Consider the following 14532-nt stretch of genomic DNA (forward strand, 5'->3'; position numbering starts at 1 on the left):
CGGCGGATTGGTAGTGACTGCTTTTGTGGCGAGGGAGCTTGCTCCCGCTGGACTGCGTAGCAGGCCCCTGGTTTTGCTGTCAAATCGGGGGGGGGCGCTTCGCACCCCAGCGGGAGCAAGCTCCCTCGCCACAGAATTAGTGACCCATCAACCAATGTTGGTGAGGGCCCGGAAGCGTCCAGATCCCGAACACAATCACCAACAACCCACCGGCCATGCGCACGCTGCGTTTGCGCAACAGCGCGGTCACCCGCTCGGCCGCCAGCCCGGTCGCCAGCAGCACCGGCCATGTGCCCAACCCGAACGCGAGCATCAACAACGCACTGTCCAGCGCATTGCCCTGGCTCGCCGACCACAGCAGCGTGCTGTAAACCAGTCCACACGGCAGCCAGCCCCATAGCGCGCCGAGCAATAACGCACGGGGCAGTGTCGACACCGGCAGCAGCCGATTGGCCACTGGCTGAATGTAACGCCACAAACCACGGCCAAGACTTTCGATGCGGGTCAGGCCGCTCCACCAGCCGGCCAGATACAGGCCCATGGCGATCAGCAACATCCCGGCGAGGATGCGCATAAACATCGCCGCCGGGCTGTTCGCCACCGCCCAACCGGCGAGGCCGATCAGCAAACCTGCGGTCGCGTAACTGAGGATGCGTCCGAGGTTGTACGCCAGCAGCAGACGAAAGCGTCGGCTGCGCTGCTCCTTGGGAATCGCCAGGGTCAGCGCGCCCATCAGGCCGCCGCACATGCCCAGGCAATGCCCGCCACCGAGCAGGCCGAGGATCAGTGCCGAGACCAGCAGCGGCGCCAGCTCAAGCATGGGGTGGCGCCTTGTCCTGTGGTTTGTCGGATTTGGCTTCGTCCACGGCGGCGGTGTGGTTCGGGTCCTGATCGTCGAACAGGATGCTGTGGGCCGGACCATCAAGATCGTCGTACTGTCCGCTGTCCACCGCCCAGAAAAAGATGTACACGGCGATGGCCACGATCAGCAGGGCGGCCGGGATCATCACGTAAAGAGCTGGCATCGGTACTCCAGGCCCGCGCGGCTCAGGCCGGCAACGGGCGGGTTTCTGAACGGGTGCCTGCGACCGGCGCGCTCGGCAGGCGAGTCAGGCGCAGGGCGTTGAGCACCACGGTCAACGAACTGATCGACATGCCGACCGCCGCCCACACCGGAGTGATCCAGCCGAGGGCGGCGAACGGCAACATGAGGCCATTGTACAGCGCTGCCCACAGCAGGTTCTCGATGATTACCCGACGGGTTCTGCGCGCTAACGTGAAGGCTTGCACCAGTGCGTCAAGGCGGTTGGACAGCAGCACCGCGTCGGCACTGGTTTTCGCCAGATCGGTGGCCGAACCCATGGCCACGCTGATATCGGCAGCGGCCAGCACCGGCACGTCGTTCACGCCATCGCCGAGCATCAACACCTTGCGTCCTTCTTGATGCAGCTGCTGCAGCACCTGCAGTTTGTCATCCGGGCGCAGACCACCACGGGCCTCGTCGATACCCAGCTCGGCGGCGACACTGGCGACCATCGGCGAGCTGTCGCCGGAAAGCAGCAGCGTGCGCCAGCCACGCGCCTTGCACGCGGCGAGCAGGGCGGGCGCATCGTCGCGCAGGCGATCGTCGAGAACGAACCACGCCAGCGGCCCTTGATCGTCCCCCAACAGCAGCCATTGGCCCGGCTCATCCGGCATTGCCGGGATCGACGAGTCGCTGAGGGCGCAGACAAACTCCGCCTGTCCAATGCGCAAACGCTGCGCGCCGACCAGCCCTTCGAGGCCAAGTCCCGGCGTGCTGTGCACTTCTTCAGCCGCCAGTGGCGCGCGCCCGAAGGCACGAGCAATCGGGTGTTCCGAACGATTTTCCAATGCGGCGGCAAGGCTCAGGCACTGGTCACTGTTCAACGCGCCCAGTGGACGGATCGAACGCAAAACCAGCCGCCCCTCGGTGAGGGTGCCGGTCTTGTCGAAGATCACCGTGTCGATCTGGTTCAGGCCTTCCAGCACATGGCCGCGTGTCAGCAACAGGCCGAGTTTGTGCAGGGTGCCAGTGGCGGCGGTCAACGCCGTCGGGGTTGCCAGTGACAGCGCACAAGGGCAGGTCGCAACCAGCATTGCCAGGACGATCCAGAACGCCCGCGACGAATCCAGCTGCCACCACAACAGGCCGATCGCTGCGGCGGCAATCAGCGACAACAGCAGGAACCATTGCGCAGCGCGGTCGGCAATTTCCGCCAATCGCGGTTTCTCGGCCTGGGCGCGATCGAGCAGGCGGACGATGGCCGACAGGCGCGTGTCCTGACCCAGCGCCAGTACCTCGACGGTGAGCGCGCCTTCGACGTTCAGCGTACCGGCGGTGACCGCATCGCCAAGGGTGCGCGGTTGCGGCAGGTATTCGCCGGTCAGCAGCGATTCGTCGATGCTCGACTGGCCGTCGAGGATCTTGCCATCCGCCGGGAGGATCGAACCCGGTTGCACCAGCACCCGGTCGCCCAGGCGCAATTCGCTGAGCAGGATGCGTTCGCTCTGGCCATTGGCGTCGAGGCGCAGGCACGAGGCGGGCAACAGGTTCACAAGCTGCGCGGTGGCAGCGGCGGTGCGTTCGCGGGCGCGGCGTTCCAGATAGCGCCCGGCGAGCAGGAACAGTGCAAACATCCCGACCGCATCGAAATACAGTTCGCCGACCCCGGTGATCGACGTCCAGATCCCGGCGATGTAGGCGCTGCCGATCGCCAGTGACACCGAGACGTCCATGGTCAGATGACGTGTGCGCAGATCGCGCATGGCGCCCTTGAAGAACGGCGCGCAGCTGTAGAACACGATCGGCGTAGTGAGAAACAGCGCGACCCAGCGAAGGATCGTGTGCAGTTCGGGGCTGAGGTCGATGTTGAATTCCGGCCAGGTGGCCATGGTCGCCATCATTGCCTGGAACCACAGCAATCCGGCGACGCCGAGCTGGCGCAGGGCGAGGCGGTTTTCGCTGGCCAGTTGTTCGCTGGCGCGGTCGGCCTGATAGGGGTGGGCGGCGTAACCGATGTGGCGCAGCTCGGCGAGGATCTGGCTCAGCGGCAATTGTGCGTCGGCCCATTGCACATGCAGGCGATGGTTGGACAGGTTCAGCCGCGCCTCGGCCACTGCCGGCAGGCTGCGCAGGTGTTTCTCGATCAGCCAGCCGCAGGCGGCGCAACTGATGCCTTCCATCAGCAGGGTGGTTTCGGCGAGTTCGCCCTCATGACGGACGAAGGGTTTTTGCACGTCGGCGCGGTCGTACAGCGCCAGTTCATCGGTCAATTGCACCGGCAAGGCTTCGGGGTTGGCCGAGGCTTCGCTGCGATGCTGGTAATAGCTATCCAGACCACCGGCGACGATGGCTTCGGCCACGGCCTGGCAGCCGGGACAGCAGAACTCGCGGGACTCCCCGAGCACGACGGCGGTGAAGCGACTGCCCGACGGGACGGGCAGGGCGCAGTGGTAGCAGGGGAGTGGGGTGGTCATTTGTGATGCCGTACAAATCTATTGTGGCGAGGGAGCTTGCTCCCGCTCGGCTGCGAAGCAGTCGTATGGCAGCGAACTCATTCTGCCTGAATGAACCGGGAAGCTGGTTATAGGGGCGCTTCGCACCCCAGCGGGAGCAAGCTCCCTCGCCACAGTGCAGATTTTTATTTATCCAGGTCTTCGGCGCCCTGCAGCGGTTCATCACCGAGCAGCAGATCCTTGTCGTGGCTGACCTGTTCCTCTTCGAACATGCGCCACACGTGGTCGTCCTGCGTGCCCAGCAATTCGACAAAACGCCGGCCTTCGACCTTGTCACCGAGCTGGCCAATGTAACGGCCGGTTTCGGTTTCGCTGCGGGTCAGGACGATCTTGCGATCCTTCTCCGGCTGCGTCGGCGAGATCAGGTTCAGTTCCAGGGCTTTCGGCTGGCTGTCGCCGCTCAGGCGCAGGTCGACTTCGCCGGTCAGGTCATCCAGATGCACGCTGGCGCGCATCTTCAGATCCTGCGCCAGCAGCTCGCGATCCAGCGAGCGGTTGATGCCCTTGCCGGCCTCGTAGTAGTTGTCGTTGACCAGGTTGTCCGGGTTGTTTACCGCAATGGTCACCATCGACAGGGTCAAGGTCACCGAACAGGCCAGAATCCCGATGATGATCCATGGCCAAAGGTGCTTGTACCAAGGGCTGGCGACGTTTGCTGCGGGCATGTTCAGTTCTCTCAACGGGTTTGTGGGCCGATGAATCGGCTCTTGGCTTCTACGTGAACGCTGTCGTCATCGGCATCCTTGAGGATGAATTTCACCTCGTTGGTGCTTGATGGCAATTGTTCCGGTGCGCTCGACAACTCCACCGGCATGCTGAAGATTTCGCCGGCCGGGACCTTGATCTCGCGTTTGCCCTGCAGGCGCAGATCCGGCAGACCGGCGGCTTCCAGCACGTAAGTATGGTCGCGCTGATCCTTGTTCATGATCTTCAGGCTGTAGACGTTTTCGATCCGGCCTTCGGCGTTCTCGCGGTACAGCACGCGATCCTTGCTGACGTCGAAGCCGACCAGCGAACGCATGAAGAACGCGGTCACCAGCAGGCTGATCATTGCCAGCAGCACCACCGCGTAGCCAATCAGGCGTGGCCGCAGTTTATGGGTTTTCTGGCCGGACAGGTTGTGTTCGGTGGTGTAGCTGATGAGGCCACGCGGGTAGTCCATCTTGTCCATGATTGCGTCGCAGGCGTCGATGCACGCGGCGCAACCGATGCACTCGATCTGCAGACCGTCACGGATGTCGATACCGGTCGGGCACACCTGAACGCACATGGTGCAATCGATGCAATCACCCAGACCCATGGCCTTGTAATCGACACCTTTCTTGCGCGGGCCACGGCTCTCGCCGCGACGCGGGTCGTAGGAAACGATCAGGGTGTCCTTGTCGAACATCACGCTCTGAAAGCGCGCATACGGACACATGTAGATGCACACCTGCTCGCGCAGCCAACCAGCGTTGCCATAGGTAGCGAGGGTGAAGAAACCGACCCAGAAATACGACCAGCCATCGGCCTGGCCGGTGAAGAACTCGATTACCAGCTCACGGATCGGCGAGAAGTAACCGACAAAGGTCATGCCGGTGACGAACCCGATCAGCAGCCACAGCGAATGCTTGGCGAGCTTGCGCAGGAATTTGTTGCCGCTCATCGGCGCTTTATCGAGCTTGATCCGCTGGTTGCGGTCGCCTTCGGTGACCTTCTCGCACCACATGAAAATCCACGTCCATACGCTTTGCGGACAGGTATAGCCGCACCAGACGCGGCCGGCGTAAACGGTGATGAAGAACAGGCCGAATGCCGCGATGATCAGCAGACCGGACAGCAGAATGAAATCCTGCGGCCAGAAGGTCGCACCAAAGATGAAGAACTTGCGTTCCGGCAGGTTCCACCACACCGCTTGATGCCCGCCCCAGTTCAGCCACACCGTACCGAAATACAACAGGAACAGCGCGGCACCGCCGATCATCCGCAGATTGCGGAACAGGCCGGTGAAGGCACGGGTGTAGATTTTTTCTCGAGAGGCGTAAAGGTCGACGCTGCTGTTCGCGTTTTGGCTCGGTGGTGTGACGTCGTGTACCGGAATCTGGTTGCTCATCATTGCATCCCACGGCAGTGGACAAATGCCTCGGTCGATACGTGCCGACCGCGGTCAGAAAGGGGTGTTGCAGTGGCGCAATGATACGCCTGTCGCTCTAACTCAAGGGTGCGACCTTTGGTCGCGTTGGGAAAAAGGCATTATTGGTGTAGCGAATGAAGCAAAGCCTGATGCAGATCAATTGACTTGTTGAGTATGGACGGTTTTGGGGTGGCGGCTAATTCAATGTTCCCATGGGTTGATCAGGGCGACGCCGCTCGAGCGGAAATCACCGACATTGCGCGTGACCACCGTGAGTCCATGCACCAGGGCCGTGGCAGCGATCAACGCATCTCTTTCATTGGCCTGGTCGGGCAATGCAGGCTGGCACAACGCAATGCCACTGCGGCATCGACCGGCAGGATTCGGGCTTCGAATGCCGGCATGACGTGACGCGTCAGCCAACTGCGCAACAGCTTTCCTTGAACAGGATCACGCCGTTCCATTCGCAGTACTCCGGTTTCCAGTTCTTTCAAAGTAATGGCGGAAATGTACAGGCGCGGGGCGATGACGCCTTTGGCCCAACTGACCACATTGGCATCGGAGGCTGATCAACCGGGAGAGGGTTTTTGCTGTCATTCAACATAGCAGCTTCATCCTTGAAGTGGCTCCGATGAGGGTCAGCGGGCTGTGGACGACCCTACAGAGCATAGCGAATCGAGTCCATCAGGCATCTGTCTCAAAGTATTAATTTCGAAGGTGGTTTTAATATTCTGGAAATATCATTAGTTAATTAATGGGTTTTGTTTTCTTGTTTTTTTCGAATAGCTTAGTGGCTGTTCTGCAGCGTGTTAGTTGCATGTTCATGTGTCGAAAATTAACGGAATAATGGAATGTTATGAAAATCAAGGAAGTTAAAAATTTTTTCGTGTGTCTGTGCCTGTTGTCACTGACTTCTCTCGCCAGTGCCAATGAAGGTGCTCCGCAACACATGGTGTTCGCCTCGGATCCGCAATACCCGTGGACGGAGAAATCGGACAGTGGTGAAGATGAATCGAGTGCAGATTTCGAGAAGCGCGCGAAATGGCTGGTGGAAACCCAGTTCGCGAGCATTGCCCAGTTTCGCAGCGAGATGGGCGGGCAGGACGCCGTGCCTTTGATGATCAACGGTGACATGACCGCATTCGGCCATGGCTGGCAGCGCTCTTACATCGGTTCGATGCTGAAGAAACACTTTGGCGATCACGTGCTCTACGGATTGGGTAATCACGATTATCAGAACAACGTGAATGACTGTTTCAGCGAAAATTGTGCAGCGGGCAGTATTGTTGATTACCGTGATCATCATGTCGATAAAGTCGATGAGTTCGATCTGGAAATTACCGGTAGTTTTTTGAACAAGCATTATCTGGGTAGTCTGGCTTATTCAAAGAATATCGGTGAAGTGCACTTGGTGCAGTTGAACAATGAGCCCACTTACACGGTGAAAATTTCCCATGCGTTGAATCCGACCACCTTCGACATCAGGGAGTCGCTGGACTGGCTGGAAAATGATTTGCGAACGGCGCGCGCGCAGGGTTACGCGATCATTATCAACATGCACAAACCCTATGAGTGGAAAGGCAGTTGGGATCAAGAGAAGCGCTTTCGCGAAATGATTGAAAAGTATCAGGTGACGGCGATGTTCGCCGGGCATTTCCACGGCGAGGGTGGCAGCCAGACCTCCATGGGGGGCGTGCCGGTGTTTCTCAGCGGTTCGGCTTCTCAGCAGACGTACCTGACCGCCAGTTTTTCCAAGGATCGCAAGCAATTGGAGGTGAGTCTGGTCGAGGACAATCAGTGGCGCAAACGTACGCCGGTGGCCACCGTGCCGGTGAAGTCGATCTGGGCCAGTGCCCCATAAAAAAATCCCCCGTCAGAGCTCTGGCGGGGGATTCTTCATTGCATCAAGCGTTGGCCTTACTGGGCCTCTGCTTCCGGGGCTTTTTCACCGTGGGACAGGCTGTAGACGTAGGCCGCCAGCAGGTGCACCTTGTCGTTGCCTTGCAGTTGTTCCTGCGCAGGCATCTGGCCCTGACGGCCGTAGCGGATGGTCTGCTGCAGTTGCGCGAAGCTCGAACCGTAGATGAACGCGCCCGGGTGGGTCAGGTCAGGCGCGCCCATGGCCGGGGTGCCTTTGCCTGCTGGACCGTGGCAGGCCACGCAGTTGGCTGCGAACAGTTTCTGGCCGTTGGCCGGGTCAGCCTTGGTGCCTTCCGGCAGTTTTCGGCCATCGAGTTGGGTCACCACGAAGGCAGCCACGTCGGCTACGCCTTGCTCGCCAATGACGTCGGCCCAGGCCGGCATCACCGCGTGACGACCGCCCATGATCGTGGTCTTGATGGTTTCCGGCTCGCCGCCCCAGCGCCAGTCAGCGTCGGTCAGGTTCGGGAAACCATAGGCGCCCTTGGCGTCGGAACCGTGGCACACCGAGCAGTTGGAGGCGAACAGACGGCCACCCATTTTCAGTGCTTGCGGATCCTTGGCGACTTCCTCGATCGGCATCGCCGCGAACTTGGCGAAGATCGGACCGAACCTGGCGTCCGAGCGGGCCATTTCCTTTTCCCACTCGTGCACGCCTGTCCAGCCGGTCTGGCCGTTGGCGAACGCGGTCTGCTTGTCGTTATCGAGATAGTTGTAGCCCGGCAGCAGGCCTTTCCAGTTGCCCAGGCCCGGGTACAGCACCAGGTAACCCAAGGCAAACACGATGGTGCCCACGAACAGCATGAACCACCATTTCGGCAGCGGGTTGTCGTACTCCTCGATCCCGTCGAAGGAGTGGCCCACCGTCTCGTCCGTCTGCTCGCTGCGCTGGCCCTTGCGGGTCGACAGCAGCAGCCAGGTCAGGGAAAAGATCGTACCGAGACTGAGGACTGTGACGTACAGACTCCAGAATGTAGTCATTCTTTGTTACTCCTAGAAGCTTGCTCGACGTGCTTGATGGCTTCGGGATCATCCGCAAAAGGCAGCAAGGTTGCGTCTTCAAACTCCGACTTGCGCTTGGGGCTGAACACCCACAACGCCAGACCGATGAAGGCCACCATCACGACAACGGTGCCCAGGCCGCGAATCATCCCGATATCCATGAAGAATCACCGTTTGCTTTTGATGATGGTGCCCAGGCCCTGAAGGTAGGCCACCAGCGCGTCCATTTCGGTTTTGCCCTTCACGGCATCTTTTGCACCGGCGATGTCTTCGTCGGTGTAAGGGACGCCGAGCGTGCGCAACACTTCCATCTTCTTGGCCGTGTCTTTGCCGTCGAGCTTGTTTTCCACGAGGAACGGGTAAGCCGGCATTTTCGACTCAGGCACCACGTTGCGCGGGTTGTACAGGTGCGCACGTTGCCAGTCATCGGAGTAACGACCGCCAACACGAGCCAGATCCGGGCCGGTACGTTTGGAACCCCACAGGAACGGGTGGTCCCAGACACTTTCACCGGCGACCGAGTAGTGGCCATAGCGTTCGGTTTCAGCGCGGAACGGACGGATCATCTGCGAGTGGCAGCCGACACAACCGTTGGCGATATAGACGTCGCGGCCTTCCAGTTCCAGTGCCGAGCGCGGCTTCATGCCTTCGACCGGTTTGTTGGTGACGTCCTGGAAGAACAGCGGAACGATCTGGGTCAGGCCGCCAATGCTGACGGCGATGACCATGAAGAAGGCCAGCAGGCCAATATTCTTCTCGACAGCTTCATGCTTCATCAGTGAGCTCCAACAACAGCGATCTGGGCGGCGGCTTCGGCTTCAGCCGCGTTCGAGGCGCGCACGGTGCGCCAGACGTTGTAAGCCATCAGGAACATGCCGCTGGCGAAGAAAGCACCGCCCAGGGCACGGACGATGTAGCCCGGGTGGCTGGCCTGCAGCGCTTCGACGAACGAGTAGGTGAGGGTGCCGTCATCGTTGATTGCACGCCACATCAAGCCTTGAGTGATGCCGTTGACCCACATAGAGGCGATATACAACACGGTACCGATGGTCGCGAGCCAGAAGTGCGCGTTGATCAGGCCGACGCTGTGCATCTGCGCACGGCCGAACAGTTTCGGGATCATGTGGTAGATCGCGCCGATCGAGATCATCGCTACCCAACCAAGAGCGCCGGCGTGAACGTGGCCGATGGTCCAGTCGGTGTAGTGCGAGAGCGAGTTGACGGTCTTGATCGCCATCATCGGACCTTCGAAGGTCGACATGCCGTAGAACGCCAGCGACACCACGAGGAAGCGCAGGATCGGGTCTGTGCGCAGCTTATGCCAGGCGCCCGACAGGGTCATCATGCCGTTGATCATGCCGCCCCAGCTTGGCGCCAGCAGGATGATCGACATCGCCATGCCCAGCGACTGTGCCCAATCCGGCAATGCGGTGTAGTGCAGGTGGTGCGGGCCGGCCCAGATGTACAGGGTGATCAGCGCCCAGAAGTGCACGATCGACAGACGATAGGAGTAGATCGGACGTTCGGCCTGTTTCGGCACGAAGTAGTACATCATCCCGAGGAAGCCGGTGGTCAGGAAGAAACCCACGGCGTTGTGGCCGTACCACCACTGGATCATCGCGTCGGTCGCGCCCGAGTAGGCGGAGTAGGACTTGAAGAAACTCACCGGCAAGGAGGCGTGGTTGACGATGTGCAGCATCGCGGTCACGACGATGAACGCGCCGTAGAACCAGTTACCGACATAGATGTGCTTGGTCTTGCGCTTGGTGATGGTGCCGAAGAACACCAGCCCGTAGGAGACCCAGACAATCGCCAGCAGAATGGCCAGCGGCCATTCCAGTTCGGCGTATTCCTTGGTGGTGGTGTAACCCAGCGGCAAGGTAATGATTGCGCCGACGATAACCGCCTGCCAGCCCCAGAAGGTGAAGGCGGCGAGGCTGTCGGAGATCAGTCGCGTCTGGCAGGTTCGCTGCACGACATAGTAGGAAGTGGCAAACAGTGCACAACCACCGAAGGCGAAAATCACCAGGTTTGTGTGCAACGGGCGCAGGCGTCCAAAGCTCGTCCACGGCAGACCGAAGTTCAACTCCGGCCAGACCAGTTGCGAGGCGATGAAGACACCGAGCCCCATGCCAAGGATCCCCCAGACCACCGTCATGATGGCGAACTGGCGGACTACCTTATAGTTATAAGCAGTCGGACTGATTGCTGTGCTCATTCTAAGGTTCCACGGTTTAGGTGTTTTATTAGGATTAAAATCGGCCGCAAGTATGCAGAGAGCAGGGGGTCATTGCAACGCGCCATGACCTGGGTCAATGCTTTCCAACGCTGATTCTGCGGCCTTTCCATACGCCGCGTAAGGTCAAAATTGGCCTCGGACAAAATGTCGCAGCGGACGAAAAAAGCGAGGGGGTCAGGTCGCTTGTAACGGGGTGTGTTCAAACGCTCAGTTCGGGTGACGGACGGTAAATGGCACGACAGCCGGTATCTACCGGCGTTTGCGGCCACATCAGTCAGCCGGTTCGCAGAACACAGCAGTCAGCGTTGACCTGGAACCAGCACAAGCCAGTCCGCATCGAGCAAGCGTAGACCCGAATCCGGGGAACCGAAAGGAGAGGGTGTGACGGGGTGCGACAATGCGTCGCAAAGGGGCGGGATGCTGCCGCACCGAGAATGGTGCGGCAGCGGTGTGTGCAATGCTTACTGTTTGCTGTCTTCAGTAATCAGTTTTTCTGTACTCAATCCATGGCTAAGGCTGTACACATAAGCGGCGAGCAATTGCACTTTATCATTGCCCAGCAGTTCGTTCTGTGCCGGCATGTGGCCCTGGCGACCGTGGCGGATGGTCTGCTCAAGCTGCGTCAGACTCGTGCCATAAATAAATCCGGCCGGGTGCGTCAGATTCGGCGCACCCATGGCTTCAGTGCCGTGGCCGGTTGCCCCATGACAGGCTACGCAGGTGGTGCTGAACGCTTGCTGTCCGGCCTGCAGGTCAGCCTTGCTGTCCGCGGGCAGCGGCAGGCCGGCCAGTTCGTGACGCACATACGCCGCGACGTTCTTCACTCCGGCCTCGCCCAGCACTTCGCCCCAGGCCGGCATCGCCGCCATCCGCCCACCCATGATGGTGGCCTTGATGGTCTCGGCGTCGCCGCCCCAGCGCCAGTCCTTGTCGGCCAGGTTGGGGAAGCCGAAAGCGCCCTTGGCGTCGGAACCGTGGCACACCGAGCAGTTGGAGGCGAATAATCGGCCACCCATTTTCAGCGCCTGCGGATCCTTCGCCACTTCTTCCACCGGCATGGCGGCGAATTTGGCGAAGATCGGCCCGAATTTGGCGTCGGCCTTGTTCATTTCCTTTTCCCACTCGTGCACGCCGGTCCAGCCGTCCTCGTAGCCGGGCAGGATGCCTTTCCAGTTGCCGAGGCCCGGATACAGGATCAGATAACCCACGGAAAACACCAGCGTGCCGGCGAACAGCATGAACCACCACTGCGGCAGCGGGTTGTCGTACTCCTCGATGCCATCGAAGCTGTGGCCCATGGTCTGGTCGACGCTGCCCTTGGTCTCGCCCCGGCGGGTGCCGATCAGCAGCCAGGTCAGGCCGATCAGGCTGCCGATGGTCAGTACGCAGATCCACGTACTCCAGAAGGTGGTCATGGCCGGGTACTCCTTGGTTCAGATACTGGTTGGGTGTCGGGTTGCGGCTCGTCGGCGAACGGCAGCAGGCGCGCTTCGGCGAACTCCGGCGTGCGCTTGCGGTTGAATACCCAGATCGTCAGGCCGACGAAGGCAACGAACACCACGACGGTGCCGAGGCCGCGAATCAGCCCTGCACTCATTTCAATGATCATCGTGCTCACCTCTTGCTCTTGATTGCAGTGCCAAGCACTTGCAGGTAGGAAACGAGGGCGTCCATTTCGGTCTTGCCCTTGAGGCTGGCGACTGCGCCGCTGATGTCGTCGTCGGTGTACGGCACGCCGAGGGTGCGCATGGTCTTGAGCTTGGTTTCGGTGTGGCTGCTGTCGACCGCTTGCGTCACCAGCCATGGGTAAGCCGGCATTTTCGATTCCGGTACGACGTTGCGCGGGTTGTACAAGTGCGCGCGGTGCCAGTCATCCGAGTAGCGCGCGCCGACTCGGGCCAGGTCCGGCCCGGTACGTTTCGAACCCCAGAGGAACGGGTGATCCCACACGCTCTCACCGGCCACCGAGTAGTGCCCGTAGCGTTCGGTTTCGGCGCGGAACGGGCGGATCATCTGCGAGTGGCAACCGACGCAGCCTTCGCGGATGTAGATGTCGCGGCCTTCCAGTTGCAGCGCGGTGTAGGGCTTCATGCCTTCCACCGGTTTGTTGGTGACGTCCTGGAAGAACAGCGGGACGATCTGGGTCAGGCCGCCGATGCTCACGGCGAACACCATCAGCAGCATCAGCAGGCCGACGTTCTTTTCAATCGTTTCGTGTTTCATGGCGGACTCCTCAGGCCATCTGCGCGGCAGCAACGACGTCAGCAGGCTGCGAGGCCCGCACGGTGCGCCAGGTGTTGTAAGCCATCAGGAACATGCCGCTGAGGAAGATCGCCCCACCCACCAGGCGCACGATGAAGCCTGGGTGGCTGGCCACCAGGGTTTCGACGAAGGAGTAAGTCAGCGTGCCGTCCTCGTTGACTGCGCGCCACATCAGGCCCTGAGCGATGCCGTTGACCCACATCGAGGCGATGTAAAGCACGGTGCCGATGGTCGCGAGCCAGAAGTGCGCGTTGATCAGGCCGATGCTGTGCATCTGCTCTTTGCCGAAGACTTTCGGGATCATGTGGTACAGCGCGCCGATCGAGATCATCGCCACCCAGCCGAGAGCGCCGGCGTGAACGTGGCCGATGGTCCAGTCGGTGTAGTGGGAGAGGGCGTTGACCGTCTTGATCGCCATCATCGGACCTTCGAAGGTCGACATGCCGTAGAACGCCAGCGACACCACGAGGAAGCGCAGGATCGGGTCGCTGCGCAACTTATGCCACGCGCCCGAGAGGGTCATCATGCCGTTGATCATGCCGCCCCAGCTCGGTGCCAGCAGAATCAGCGACATCACCATGCCCAGCGACTGTGCCCAGTCCGGCAGCGCGGTGTAGTGCAGGTGGTGCGGGCCGGCCCAGATGTACAGGGTGATCAGCGCCCAGAAGTGCACGATCGACAGGCGATACGAATACACCGGACGTTCGGCCTGTTTCGGCACGAAGTAGTACATCATCCCGAGGAAACCGGCGGTGAGGAAAAAGCCTACGGCGTTGTGGCCGTACCACCATTGCACCATCGCGTCGGTCGCACCGGCGTACACCGAGTAAGACTTGGTGAAACTCACCGGCAACTCAAGGTTGTTGACGATGTGCAGGATCGCCACGGTGATGATAAACGCGCCGAAGAACCAGTTGCCGACGTAGATGTGCTTGGTCTTGCGCTGCATGATCGTGCCGAAGAACACGATGGCGTAGGCGACCCAGACGATGGTGATCAGGATGTCGATCGGCCATTCCAGTTCGGCGTATTCCTTGGAACTGGTGTAACCCAGTGGCAGGCTGATCGCCGCCAGCAGAATCACAAGCTGCCAGCCCCAGAAGCAGAACGCGGCGATTTTCGGCGCGAACAATTGCGTCTGGCAGGTGCGTTGCACCGAGTAGAACGAACTGGCGAACAGCGCGCAGCCACCGAAGGCGAAGATCACCGCGTTGGTGTGCAGCGGGCGCAGACGGCCGAAACTGGTCCAGGGCAAATTGAAGTTGAGTTCCGGCCAGACCAATTGGGCCGCGAGAAAAACCCCGAGCCCCATGCCGACGATGCCCCACACCACCGTCATAATGGCGAATTGGCGGACCACCTTGTAGTTGTAGGCGGTACTGATAGAAGTGTTCATGGTTCCCCATCCACGGTTCAGCCGAAGTGAGCGCGCGCAGAAAACGCCGCGAATCCTTCGTCT

At 60.4% G+C, this 14532-nt stretch carries 14 protein-coding genes and 1 pseudogene; 1 reads left to right on the plus strand and 14 read right to left on the minus strand.

Annotation, left to right across the window (positions count from 1 at the left end):
* Window positions 1-136: 136 nt before the first annotated feature.
* The 6 genes and pseudogenes from CKW11_RS18565 to CKW11_RS18590 all read right to left on the minus strand — a co-directional run bounded on the left by CKW11_RS18565 (window position 137) and on the right by CKW11_RS18590 (window position 6201).
* Window positions 137-820, minus strand: a complete 684-nt coding sequence (locus CKW11_RS18565) for a sulfite exporter TauE/SafE family protein (RefSeq protein ID WP_095138667.1) — start codon at window positions 818-820, stop codon at window positions 137-139.
* Entirely contained in the window at window positions 813-1025 is a 213-nt protein-coding gene (gene ccoS / locus CKW11_RS18570) for a cbb3-type cytochrome oxidase assembly protein CcoS (RefSeq protein WP_025110359.1), read from the minus strand. The genes CKW11_RS18565 and ccoS overlap by 8 nt, the downstream gene beginning before the upstream one ends.
* A gap of 22 nt (window positions 1026-1047) precedes the next feature.
* Window positions 1048-3498, minus strand: a complete 2451-nt coding sequence (locus CKW11_RS18575; protein WP_095138668.1) for a heavy metal translocating P-type ATPase — start codon at window positions 3496-3498, stop codon at window positions 1048-1050.
* A 164-nt stretch (window positions 3499-3662) separates the two neighbouring features.
* Complete coding sequence (locus CKW11_RS18580; RefSeq protein WP_095138669.1) at window positions 3663-4202, minus strand: FixH family protein; 540 nt, start codon at window positions 4200-4202, stop codon at window positions 3663-3665.
* Between the two features lie 11 nt (window positions 4203-4213).
* Window positions 4214-5629, minus strand: a complete 1416-nt coding sequence (ccoG, locus tag CKW11_RS18585) for a cytochrome c oxidase accessory protein CcoG (RefSeq protein ID WP_095138670.1) — start codon at window positions 5627-5629, stop codon at window positions 4214-4216.
* A gap of 222 nt (window positions 5630-5851) precedes the next feature.
* Window positions 5852-6201, minus strand: a pseudogene (locus tag CKW11_RS18590) (type II toxin-antitoxin system VapC family toxin).
* A gap of 305 nt (window positions 6202-6506) precedes the next feature.
* Between CKW11_RS18590 and CKW11_RS18595 the strand changes: the two are divergent.
* A complete protein-coding gene (locus tag CKW11_RS18595; protein WP_095138671.1) occupies window positions 6507-7511 on the plus strand; it encodes a metallophosphoesterase in 1005 nt (334 codons plus the stop codon).
* Window positions 7512-7567: 56 nt separating this feature from the next.
* On the opposite strand, the gene ccoP (CKW11_RS18600) is transcribed toward CKW11_RS18595, so the two are convergent.
* The 8 genes from ccoP (CKW11_RS18600) to ccoN (CKW11_RS18635) all read right to left on the minus strand — a co-directional run bounded on the left by ccoP (CKW11_RS18600) (window position 7568) and on the right by ccoN (CKW11_RS18635) (window position 14469).
* On the minus strand, window positions 7568-8551 hold the full coding sequence (gene ccoP, locus CKW11_RS18600) for a cytochrome-c oxidase, cbb3-type subunit III (RefSeq protein WP_095138672.1): 984 nt from the start codon (window positions 8549-8551) through the stop codon (window positions 7568-7570).
* The gene (locus tag CKW11_RS18605; RefSeq protein ID WP_003175465.1) at window positions 8548-8733 is read right to left on the minus strand and encodes a CcoQ/FixQ family Cbb3-type cytochrome c oxidase assembly chaperone; all 186 of its coding nucleotides are present in this window, start codon (window positions 8731-8733) and stop codon (window positions 8548-8550) included. Before CKW11_RS18605 ends, ccoP (CKW11_RS18600) begins: the two co-directional genes overlap by 4 nt.
* 6 nt (window positions 8734-8739) lie before the next feature.
* Complete coding sequence (gene ccoO, locus CKW11_RS18610; protein ID WP_024164411.1) at window positions 8740-9348, minus strand: cytochrome-c oxidase, cbb3-type subunit II; 609 nt, start codon at window positions 9346-9348, stop codon at window positions 8740-8742.
* Window positions 9348-10790 carry a cytochrome-c oxidase, cbb3-type subunit I gene (ccoN, locus tag CKW11_RS18615; RefSeq protein ID WP_007969186.1) on the minus strand — a complete coding sequence of 481 codons (1443 nt, stop codon included), beginning with the start codon at window positions 10788-10790 and terminating at the stop codon, window positions 9348-9350. Before ccoN (CKW11_RS18615) ends, ccoO (CKW11_RS18610) begins: the two co-directional genes overlap by 1 nt.
* A gap of 482 nt (window positions 10791-11272) precedes the next feature.
* The gene (ccoP, locus tag CKW11_RS18620; RefSeq protein WP_095138673.1) at window positions 11273-12226 is read right to left on the minus strand and encodes a cytochrome-c oxidase, cbb3-type subunit III; all 954 of its coding nucleotides are present in this window, start codon (window positions 12224-12226) and stop codon (window positions 11273-11275) included.
* Window positions 12223-12420: a cbb3-type cytochrome c oxidase subunit 3 gene (locus CKW11_RS18625; protein WP_095138674.1), complete on the minus strand. Its 198-nt coding sequence runs from the start codon at window positions 12418-12420 to the stop codon at window positions 12223-12225. The genes ccoP (CKW11_RS18620) and CKW11_RS18625 overlap by 4 nt, the downstream gene beginning before the upstream one ends.
* 5 nt (window positions 12421-12425) lie before the next feature.
* Complete coding sequence (ccoO, locus tag CKW11_RS18630) at window positions 12426-13034, minus strand: cytochrome-c oxidase, cbb3-type subunit II (protein WP_003223389.1); 609 nt, start codon at window positions 13032-13034, stop codon at window positions 12426-12428.
* Window positions 13035-13044: 10 nt separating this feature from the next.
* Complete coding sequence (ccoN, locus tag CKW11_RS18635) at window positions 13045-14469, minus strand: cytochrome-c oxidase, cbb3-type subunit I (RefSeq protein WP_041067879.1); 1425 nt, start codon at window positions 14467-14469, stop codon at window positions 13045-13047.
* Between the last annotated feature and the right edge of the window lie 63 nt (window positions 14470-14532).

The organism is Pseudomonas sp. Irchel s3a10 (assembly GCF_900187525.1).
Lineage (GTDB): Bacteria > Pseudomonadota > Gammaproteobacteria > Pseudomonadales > Pseudomonadaceae > Aquipseudomonas > Aquipseudomonas koreensis_G.

Coding starts and splice junctions, on each gene's coding strand:
- CKW11_RS18595 (WP_095138671.1), top strand. CDS start 6,507: ATGAAAATCAAGGAAGTTAAAAATTTTTTCGTGTGTCTGTGCCTGTTG.
- CKW11_RS18575 (WP_095138668.1), bottom strand. CDS start 3,498: ATGACCACCCCACTCCCCTGCTACCACTGCGCCCTGCCCGTCCCGTCG.
- ccoO (WP_024164411.1), bottom strand. CDS start 9,348: ATGAAGCATGAAGCTGTCGAGAAGAATATTGGCCTGCTGGCCTTCTTC.
- ccoO (WP_003223389.1), bottom strand. CDS start 13,034: ATGAAACACGAAACGATTGAAAAGAACGTCGGCCTGCTGATGCTGCTG.
- CKW11_RS18625 (WP_095138674.1), bottom strand. CDS start 12,420: ATGATCATTGAAATGAGTGCAGGGCTGATTCGCGGCCTCGGCACCGTC.
- ccoN (WP_041067879.1), bottom strand. CDS start 14,469: ATGAACACTTCTATCAGTACCGCCTACAACTACAAGGTGGTCCGCCAA.
- ccoG (WP_095138670.1), bottom strand. CDS start 5,629: ATGAGCAACCAGATTCCGGTACACGACGTCACACCACCGAGCCAAAAC.
- ccoS (WP_025110359.1), bottom strand. CDS start 1,025: ATGCCAGCTCTTTACGTGATGATCCCGGCCGCCCTGCTGATCGTGGCC.
- CKW11_RS18605 (WP_003175465.1), bottom strand. CDS start 8,733: ATGGATATCGGGATGATTCGCGGCCTGGGCACCGTTGTCGTGATGGTG.
- CKW11_RS18565 (WP_095138667.1), bottom strand. CDS start 820: ATGCTTGAGCTGGCGCCGCTGCTGGTCTCGGCACTGATCCTCGGCCTG.
- ccoP (WP_095138673.1), bottom strand. CDS start 12,226: ATGACCACCTTCTGGAGTACGTGGATCTGCGTACTGACCATCGGCAGC.
- CKW11_RS18580 (WP_095138669.1), bottom strand. CDS start 4,202: ATGCCCGCAGCAAACGTCGCCAGCCCTTGGTACAAGCACCTTTGGCCA.
- ccoP (WP_095138672.1), bottom strand. CDS start 8,551: ATGACTACATTCTGGAGTCTGTACGTCACAGTCCTCAGTCTCGGTACG.
- ccoN (WP_007969186.1), bottom strand. CDS start 10,790: ATGAGCACAGCAATCAGTCCGACTGCTTATAACTATAAGGTAGTCCGC.